The 8,650-nt window shown below is 30.9% G+C and carries 8 protein-coding genes; all 8 read right to left on the bottom strand.

Annotated elements, in window-relative coordinates; all coding sequences use genetic code 11:
* Nucleotides 1–88: 88 nt before the first annotated feature.
* The 8 genes from QVA17_RS11750 to QVA17_RS12700 all read right to left on the bottom strand — a co-directional run bounded on the left by QVA17_RS11750 (nt 89) and on the right by QVA17_RS12700 (nt 8,647).
* On the bottom strand, nt 89–1,267 hold the full coding sequence (locus tag QVA17_RS11750; protein ID WP_083354528.1) for an aminoacyl--tRNA ligase-related protein: 1,179 nt from the start codon (nt 1,265–1,267) through the stop codon (nt 89–91).
* Nucleotides 1,268–1,280: 13 nt separating this feature from the next.
* Nucleotides 1,281–3,554, bottom strand: a complete 2,274-nt coding sequence (locus QVA17_RS11755) for an ABC transporter permease (RefSeq protein WP_287389119.1) — start codon at nt 3,552–3,554, stop codon at nt 1,281–1,283.
* Nucleotides 3,554–4,249, bottom strand: coding sequence for an ABC transporter ATP-binding protein (locus QVA17_RS11760; protein WP_287389121.1), 696 nt, complete (start codon nt 4,247–4,249; stop codon nt 3,554–3,556). The genes QVA17_RS11755 and QVA17_RS11760 overlap by 1 nt, the downstream gene beginning before the upstream one ends.
* A gap of 14 nt (nt 4,250–4,263) precedes the next feature.
* The gene (locus QVA17_RS11765) at nt 4,264–5,226 is read right to left on the bottom strand and encodes a hypothetical protein (protein WP_287389123.1); all 963 of its coding nucleotides are present in this window, start codon (nt 5,224–5,226) and stop codon (nt 4,264–4,266) included.
* Nucleotides 5,213–5,449: an acyl carrier protein gene (locus tag QVA17_RS11770; protein WP_074718346.1), complete on the bottom strand. Its 237-nt coding sequence runs from the start codon at nt 5,447–5,449 to the stop codon at nt 5,213–5,215. Before QVA17_RS11770 ends, QVA17_RS11765 begins: the two co-directional genes overlap by 14 nt.
* A gap of 13 nt (nt 5,450–5,462) precedes the next feature.
* Nucleotides 5,463–7,277 (bottom strand): AMP-binding protein, encoded by a 1,815-nt coding sequence (locus QVA17_RS11775; protein ID WP_287389126.1) that lies wholly within the window; start codon nt 7,275–7,277, stop codon nt 5,463–5,465.
* 9 nt (nt 7,278–7,286) lie between these two features.
* Nucleotides 7,287–8,300, bottom strand: coding sequence for a 3-oxoacyl-ACP synthase III family protein (locus QVA17_RS11780; RefSeq protein ID WP_074718342.1), 1,014 nt, complete (start codon nt 8,298–8,300; stop codon nt 7,287–7,289).
* A gap of 218 nt (nt 8,301–8,518) precedes the next feature.
* A complete protein-coding gene (locus QVA17_RS12700) occupies nt 8,519–8,647 on the bottom strand; it encodes a DNA/RNA nuclease SfsA (protein WP_442911570.1) in 129 nt (42 codons plus the stop codon).
* Nucleotides 8,648–8,650: the final 3 nt, after the last annotated feature.

Below are 8,650 nucleotides of genomic sequence, written 5' to 3' on the forward strand. Positions count from 1 at the left end.
CAACCACACTAATGCCTTGTTTCATTAATGTGGCTGCTATTTGTACTGCTAATTCTCCAGTTCCTATAACTAGATATAAGCAATCCATTTATTCTCCTAATATTTCCTTTCTTGTTATATCATCCCACTTATCAATATCAATTCCTTTTTGACAAAGTAACGCATAGCTTAGTCTTTCTATACCAAAAGCAAAACATGAACTCATACATAAAGAGTTATTTGAATGAATATTATATGTTTTTGTAAAATGTGTTCTATGGACATTTGCAGAACTTACTGCACATTCTGTATTATTATGTGGAAGATTCACCTTTAATTCCTGTTTTGAATTTCCCATAATCTGAAAAATCTTAAGCTTCTTATAGTTATTTGCAAAGAAAGAATCATTAGCTGTCTGAATTGTACAATTTAAATCAAACTTCTCAATCCAATAATTCCATAATTTTTTTGCTTTCTCTATCATATCTAGAGTCTGCTTAAGTGTTCCTATACACACATATTCCTTCATATAAAACTCATTAAGTCTTGCAAGCTCTGAAATATTTTTATCCTCATTTCTAAAACACTTCCCTGATACCAAATAAAATACAGGTTTATCTTCGCTTATCACTTTATTTTTAAGCATTGGATAAATAGGCACACAAGCTGCATGACGAAGTATGTTTTCTGGCTTTTTAAAATTAGTTATACTAAAAATTTCTGGATCACTAATACCATTTTTAGAAAATCTGTCTAACAATTCTACATTACTTTTTATATTAGTCTCAAAACATAAGTGATGCGGAAAACTTTCAAAATACAAGCCTCTTTCATATTCATCAACTGGATAAAGAATTGAGTCCTCAAGATCAATAATATCTTCAAACATTTCATGTCCAAATTCTTCTATTTTTCTATTAAAGTATCTAAAAACCTTAAGAAAAATCCCGCTATAACCATATGCACCATCAGACATTTCTACAATACTTCCACACTCTATCAACTTTTCAAAAATAGATTCTTTGTTTATTGTTTTTTTATCCGTATGATTTTCTAAAACCTTTGTTGAAACATCTCTTTTTTTCTTTACCTCATCTAAATTAAGATAGCCTCGCAAAATTTTAATTTTGTCTAATACTTCTTCGTTTTTGCCACCTTCTATATTAAGCAAAACTTTATTCTCTTCCTTCTTAATCTCGTATATGTATTCTGATACATATGTAAGCATATCCACAAATGTAGATACTTCAGCTTTTTCAATATCAGATATATCTATCTCTAAAATCATGTCTAACTCCTTTTTATTCCACAGACTTTAACGCCTCAACCATCACTATTTTCTTAATTTTTTTATTTAGCAAAATATTAACAACCAAAGTAACACCAACTACCACAAGAGTTGCAATAATATATGTCCTAAGGTTGACTATCGCTATCCATTCAAATGTATCAAATGATATAATTTTTACATAAAGTTTTAAAAATGCTCCACCTATTAACATTCCAAAAATCCAGCCAATAAGCGTTGTTATAATACTTTCTGATATGGATATACTTCTTATTTCTTTCATATAAAAGCCAAGCACCTTCATAGTTGCATATTGCCTGATTCGTTCAACGTAATTTAGAATTCCTAAATTGTATAGAATTACAACGCTAAGCATAACTGAGGCTAAAAGTAAGAGTTTAACAACAGACATGACAGAATCTGCCACAGTTTTAGTATTATTTAACTGTTCTTCTCTAGTTATGCAATTTTTAACTTCATCAAGATTTCTATAATATTCTGCATCCTTTTGATCCGTTAAAAAACTGGTTGGAATAAATTCAATTCCTGCATCCTCAAGAGCATCCTTTGAAAAAAATATTCCCTGTGGCGTTAGCGTTTTAGTTATAGCATTTACCTTTATCTCTTTAAAAGAGTCATCACCATTAACTTTAATACTAATAGTATCTCCTGCCTTAATACCTAGTTCATCTGCTAAATGTCTAGAAACTACAACACCTGCATCCTTTATATTTATCTCATTGTCATCATTATCATAAAAATGATAATAATTTCCATCCTCTAGGGCTGTTAAGATAGTCTTTTTATCCTTTAAGTCTGTCTTTATTTCAACACTATTCTCATATAGATATTGAAGTCCATCTTCTCCTTCTAACACACTACCAGGTATTTTTAATATACCTTTTATTTCATATGTAAATTGCTTAGAAAAAACATAATCATTAGAGCCGTTAATGGAATCTTTAACGCCAAGACCTGCTATCATTAAAACCATTCCACCAAGTACACCAACTATTCCCATTATAAATCGCACTTTGTTTTCAGACATATTTCTAATAGCCAATCTAAATTCATAAGAGAAATTACTCAAGAAATATTTATCCTTTAGCTCTTTTTTTACTCTGCCTTGATTTATATTTCCTCTTAATATATCTGTGGTTTTGCTTTTTAAAACTTTTCTTACAGCCAGCACTGCTGCCATACTACAGCAAATGATTATAATCGCTATAAGTATAAAACTAGAGGCTGAGAATACTAATTTCCACTCAGTTAAATAAAGCGTAGTCTTTTTCACATTTAATAAGACCTTAGAAACCGTAAGTCTGCCGATTAATAGTCCTAGCAGACCGCCTAATAATGGCGTAATAAGTCCATAAAGGGCATAGTGAAACTTAATCTGTCTAGACTTAACGCCTAACCCCTTTAATGTACCAATAACTTGAGTTTGTCTGTTAACAAGTCTAACCATTGATGTATACATAGTAAGTAAAGACAGCAAAATAAATACTAGAGAAAATAGGGTAGCCATCTTTTTCATCTGCTCTACTTCTTTTTCTACTCTAGAATATGTCGTATAATCAGCTCTTTTAGTTACTGATACAAATCTCTCTCCAAGAATTTCACTTAGCATATCGTCAGTTATCTCACTACTAGTTGTAATCTTTGCCAACGTATAATTTATTTTAGAATTTAATTTTAAAAAGGTATTATTACTAACAAAACCATATCCATATTTTTCATAATTAGGAACAGTTTCTGTAATAGCTCCAGTATAATAAATATATTCCGGTGAATGAATGGTTCCAAGAAGTGTAAGTGTCACCTCTTCACCCCAGGCGTTTAATAAATATACATCATCTCCTATATTTAAATTGTGCTTTTCTGCATAATCCTTATCAAGATAAATTCCCTCTTTATCTTCTTTATAGGTTTCTCCAGAAATAAACGTAAATTTACTAACGTCAAAATTATTAACGGTATTTACCTCGATTTCACTCTCTCCATCAACCGTATTAAAGCTTCCCTTACATATAAGAGAAATTTCTAAATCCTCCTCTAAGTCCTTAATGTCACTAACATCATCATCAGTAATATTTGTAGCAGAAACATATAGATTTGCCATATTAGTTTCATCAACTTCTTCTTTAACAGTACTACTTAGGCCTGTCCATACTGATGCCATTCCGGAGTATATCATAACTGAAATAGTTGCCATCAAAAACACAGCTATAAACTGCGTGTAATTTTGTTGTACATCTCTTAGCATTTTTTTAATCAAGTATTTCATTACCAAACAACCTCATCTATTTCTAATGGATTCTCGTTTACAGTGTCACTAACTACCTTACCGTCCTTTATCCTAATTACCTGATCTGCAATTTTTTCAAGGGCTGAATTGTGTGTTACTATTATCAATGAAATACTGTGTTTTTTTGACGTTTCTTTTAGTAGTTTAAGAATCATTTTACCAGTCTCACTATCAAGTGCTCCCGTAGGTTCATCACAAAGCAATACTCTTGGATTTTTCACAAGAGCTCTTGCAATTGCAACTCGTTGAAGTTCACCTCCAGACAAATTCTGTGGAAACAGATTCTTTCTTTTTTCTAATCCTACAGCATTTATTACTTCATCAACATCTAAGCTATCACTTACCATATCAGCTGTTATACCAACATTTTCTCGAATAGTAAGCTGTGGTATAAGATTATAGAACTGAAAAACAAAGCCTATCTTTTCTCGTCTATAATTCTCTAATTCTTTTTCTGAATACTTTGATATATCTTCTAAATCCAATAGTATTTCTCCACTTGTTACAGTATCCATTCCTCCAAGCAAATTAAGAGTTGTGGATTTCCCTGAACCTGATGGTCCAAGGATAACTGTGCACTTTCCGTCCATTATCTTAAAACTGATATCATCTACAGCCTTAATTACGGAATCTCCCATCTGGTAATATTTTTTTACCTCTTTTAACTCAATCATTTTTCTCTCCCTTTTTATATGTATTTTATTAAATCAGGATAAAATTCATTTATTTCATCAAAATTAATTACCATACCAGAGCAAAGAGGAATATTATCCTCTCTTTGAAGCCCCGCCATAGTATGCTGAAAGTAATTATAGTTATTAGGAAATAGTATCAGTGAAATAGCTTGAATCAAAACTCCATAAAAAGACGAAGGTACTAAATTGGTAAAATAAAAGTTCCTATTTTTACCAACAATTCTACCTAACATCTTCCATGGACAATTAAACAATCTCATCATATTTAAAGTTACCTTTGATGCTGTATCACATGGGGTTATCTCCTTTACAAAATCATCTACCATCAATCCATTATGAAAAAAATTGCCATCTAATTTAAAGGCATCAATAGCACCAATTTTTCCGTTGCTAAGCATTTTCAGGTCTTTAGCATTAAAATGAACATTTTCTTTTAATAAATATTCATCATCATTAATTACTAATTCATCTTTTATTTCAAGTCCTGCTTCGCATTCATAGGCAACAGTTTTATTAAGAAACGATCCATAATCTAGCTTTCCATCAACTAAAAAATGATAAAACGAGATACCTGCTGCAACCACTTCATATGTATGTCTACAATGATAGTTTTTTGTGTATTTTAATATTGAAAAATCACTGTTTATATTTTTATTTAGCAAATAGGATTTTAATGTTTTATCTAAATATTTGCCTGAGCAAACCATACCTTGTGATCCTTTAAAGTTATCGTATAAAGAAATATCTTTTATAATACCGTTTGCATCAGCAATAATTTCAATAAATGTTGGAAGTTTAATATCGGTTGTTTTCATTCTTGCCATATTACATTGATAAACAAGAATTGATACCTTATCAGCATCACGCTTAACTTCTCCTCTTATTACTCTCATAGCCAAGGTGTTATCCAAATACAATTTATCAATTTCATTTTTAAACTCGTTAATTGTCTGCATTCTCAATACACCCTATAACATACTCAATAAATTTTTTTGGAGAATCGATTAAAGTTAAGTCATTAGTATCAAACTTTACATTAAATTCGTCCTCTGTATCTGTAACTAATGAATATAGACTTAATGAATCTAATCCCAACTCTTCAAAGGATTCCACACTCAACATTTCATTTTCATCCCATCCATATCTATCTGCTATAAAATTAATTAATTTTTCTTTCATCAAGCTCTCTCCCTTATGCGAAAAGCATTTTTTTATTATCTGGTATTCCTGATACAGCCCACTTTTTAAGAACCTTTTTATCTATTTTCCCAGCTAAAATAGTTGGCATGTCGCTTATTAAATAAAACTTGTCTGGTTGCTTATAGTTTGCTAGGTTTTTAAATACATATTTTCTTATGTCGTTTTCACGGATATTTTCTCCGGGTCTAAGTACAACAAAAGCTATTAATTCTTCTCCTAGAACTTCATGTTCTTTTCCAACTACAGCTGTCGTCTGCACTTCAGGAATTTGTAAGATAACTTCCTCAATATCACTAGGATAAACATTAAATCCACCTCTAATGACCATATCTTTACATCTACCTACAATGCTTATATTTTCATCATCATAGTATCTTGCCAAATCTCCAGTATATAACCAACCTTCATCATCGATAACTTCCTTTGTTTTTTCAGGATTCTTATAATAACCATCCATAACATAGCCTTTAATTGCTAATTCTCCAATCTGACCATGCTCTACTGGTTTATGATTCTTATCAACTATCCTAATTGATACACCTGGTATCGGTCTTCCTACTGTGTTATATCTAATTTCTTCAGAATCATCATATCTTGTCATAGTTGCAACACTAGTGCCCTCTATAAGTCCATATGCATTTAGTAATCTAAGCCCTAATCTTTTTTCAATTCTTTTTGCTAATTCAGGACTGCAAAGCGACCCTGATACAACTATTTTTCTTAATCCTGTAAATCTTGCAAAATTTATCGCCCTACTATTAAGTAGCATTGTCCACATAGTAGGCTGTGTATGAAAAATAGTGTTTTCTCCTTTTGATATTTCTTGCAAAATATCATTAGTATTAAAGCTACTAATCATCTTAAACTTAGAACCTACTGAAAAGTCAATTAACATACTAAGAAAACCTTGTGCTGAATAAAGAGGAGCTATGGAAAATGGACTATCTTCACAATCTGTCCAAACCTTTGCGGTATATAAAGAGATATTTGTTACGCTATTATTTTTTAGTACGACTCCCTTTGGTACTCCTGTTGTTCCAGATGTATACGATATCATCGCAATATCTTCGCCTGTTATATTGTTAAGTTTCTCTTCTTTATCCGAATAAATATCAGAAAATTTCTTAATTTCCTTTATCTCTTCATCTAAGTTTTCCTGGCAATAATACACTTTATTTATTTTTATATTATCCTCAACGAGCGCATTATATATATCCTTAAACTTTAGTTTTCCCTGATGTTCTTTTGAAATAAAATAACAGCTATCACTATCTTTTATTACTCTAATTGCTTCATTAGTATTCCATCTAGTATTAATAGGAATAGGTATGGCGCCAATATAAAACAATGAAAAATATGACATTATATATTCCATACAGTTTTCTAGGATAATAGCCACATGGGTACCTTTATTTACACCATCTTTTATAAAACCAAAAGATAGAGTCTTTATATTTTTGTAAAGTTCACCATATGTTATCTTATAGTCGTCAAAAATTAATGCTATTTCATCTTTCTTTTCACTACAAATACTGTCTATTAATTTTCTTATAGTGTTATTATCCGAGCCCTTTAACTTATTAATAGTCTCTGCTATCTTCAATGGTGAATCGAATTCAGTTAAATCGATATTTTCCAAATCAAATTCAACATTAAATTCATTTTCTAATTCAAACACCAAATTAACCAAATCAAGTGATGATAATATTCCACTCTGTGTAAATGATTTTGAAACTGGTATCTTTTCTAAATCTGGGAAATTTCTTTTTAGTAGATCTATGACATCATTTTCTGTAACAAATTCCATTTTTTCCTCCTATATTTTTAATGTAAAAAATGCCATACTTATTCCATTACCAAAACCAAGGATAACAATAGGCTTGTTACTACCAAGAACCAACCTACCCTCTTCAATGGATTTAGCTATAGCTAATGGAATCGATGCACATCCAATATTTCCGTGATTTTCAACTAAATCAACAGTTTTATCCGATGGGAGATTTAGAATTTCTACTGTCTTTAATGTCAAATACTTAGTTATTTGATGAGGTATAAAAAGTCCGATTTTGTCGAAATTAATATCGTACTTTTTAAACATTTCTGAATAAAAATTCATTGCTCTATTAAAATTTGTCTTTATCATTTCTTTAGACTCATTTTGAAAATAAGCCTTACTAGGATCATGGGCAAAATGTGTTCCACTTCCCCATAAAACACCATCATCCCAATATTCTGATGATGTCCTAAATTCATTCTGCATGCAATCCTCTTTACTACCTTCTACTGCTGTAACCACTATTGCACCACCTGCATCGCCTAGTGAAAAGGTAGCATTAGCATTAGCTATCTCCTTAGGATCGTCGTAATGCATCTTTAAATACCTACTTAATATTTCTCCTGAGCATATTAAGATATTTTTAGCTCTACCTGTCTCAATATACATATTAGCAATCTCTAATCCGCTTAAAAAAGCATTGCAGGCATTTTTTATATCATAACAATTTGCATTAATACAACCCAAATCCTCTCTTACTTTCATAGCTGTTGCTGGTTCCATAAAATCGGATGAAATTGCACAAAATAGCACCATATCAATATCTTCCGGCTTTAACTTTGCCATTTCTAGTGCCTTTCTTGACGCTCTTACAGCATAATCTGATGCATCTTCATTATCGTTTGCAAAACCTCGCTTATTTACACCACTTAATAATTTTGACATACCCTTTCTAATTTTGAATTTGTCAAAATCCATCATAGCCTCTAATTCCTCAGAGGTTACTTCTTTTGTTGGTAACTCATATCCTGCTCCAACAATTCTTAGAACCTTCATTTAGTTTCCTCCTGATGTTATTTTGTTCCGGTTAGATATAACTAACGAAAGTTATTTTAATATTTAAAGGAAACTATGTCAATATTTTTGTGTATTTATGATAATTTTTATCAAAGAAAAAAGGAACCAGAATATAAGACGTTACCTCACATTCCGGTTCTTTACACATATCTTTACATATCTTTTATTATGTATCCTAGTTCTCTTTAGTTTTGTTATTATTCATCTATATACAATTCATCTTCTTTTACTCTACATCTAAGATAAAGAATCTCTACTCCCTCTTTTTTCGCTTCCTCAATTACTTCGCTAAAGTCTGGATCTGTTGCTTTATTGGGTAGACATATATC

Origin of the sequence: Lachnospira sp. (genome assembly GCF_016290755.1) — a bacterium.
Taxonomy (GTDB): domain Bacteria; phylum Bacillota; class Clostridia; order Lachnospirales; family Lachnospiraceae; genus Lachnospira; species Lachnospira multipara.

Excerpts from the sequence above, each read along its gene's own strand:
- QVA17_RS11775 (WP_287389126.1), bottom strand. The coding sequence starts at position 7,277 with ATGGAATTTGTTACAGAAAATGATGTCATAGATCTACTAAAAAGAAAT.
- QVA17_RS11760 (WP_287389121.1), bottom strand. The coding sequence starts at position 4,249 with ATGATTGAGTTAAAAGAGGTAAAAAAATATTACCAGATGGGAGATTCC.
- QVA17_RS11755 (WP_287389119.1), bottom strand. The coding sequence starts at position 3,554 with ATGAAATACTTGATTAAAAAAATGCTAAGAGATGTACAACAAAATTAC.
- QVA17_RS11770 (WP_074718346.1), bottom strand. The coding sequence starts at position 5,449 with ATGAAAGAAAAATTAATTAATTTTATAGCAGATAGATATGGATGGGAT.
- QVA17_RS11765 (WP_287389123.1), bottom strand. The coding sequence starts at position 5,226 with ATGCAGACAATTAACGAGTTTAAAAATGAAATTGATAAATTGTATTTG.
- QVA17_RS11750 (WP_083354528.1), bottom strand. The coding sequence starts at position 1,267 with ATGATTTTAGAGATAGATATATCTGATATTGAAAAAGCTGAAGTATCT.
- QVA17_RS11780 (WP_074718342.1), bottom strand. The coding sequence starts at position 8,300 with ATGAAGGTTCTAAGAATTGTTGGAGCAGGATATGAGTTACCAACAAAA.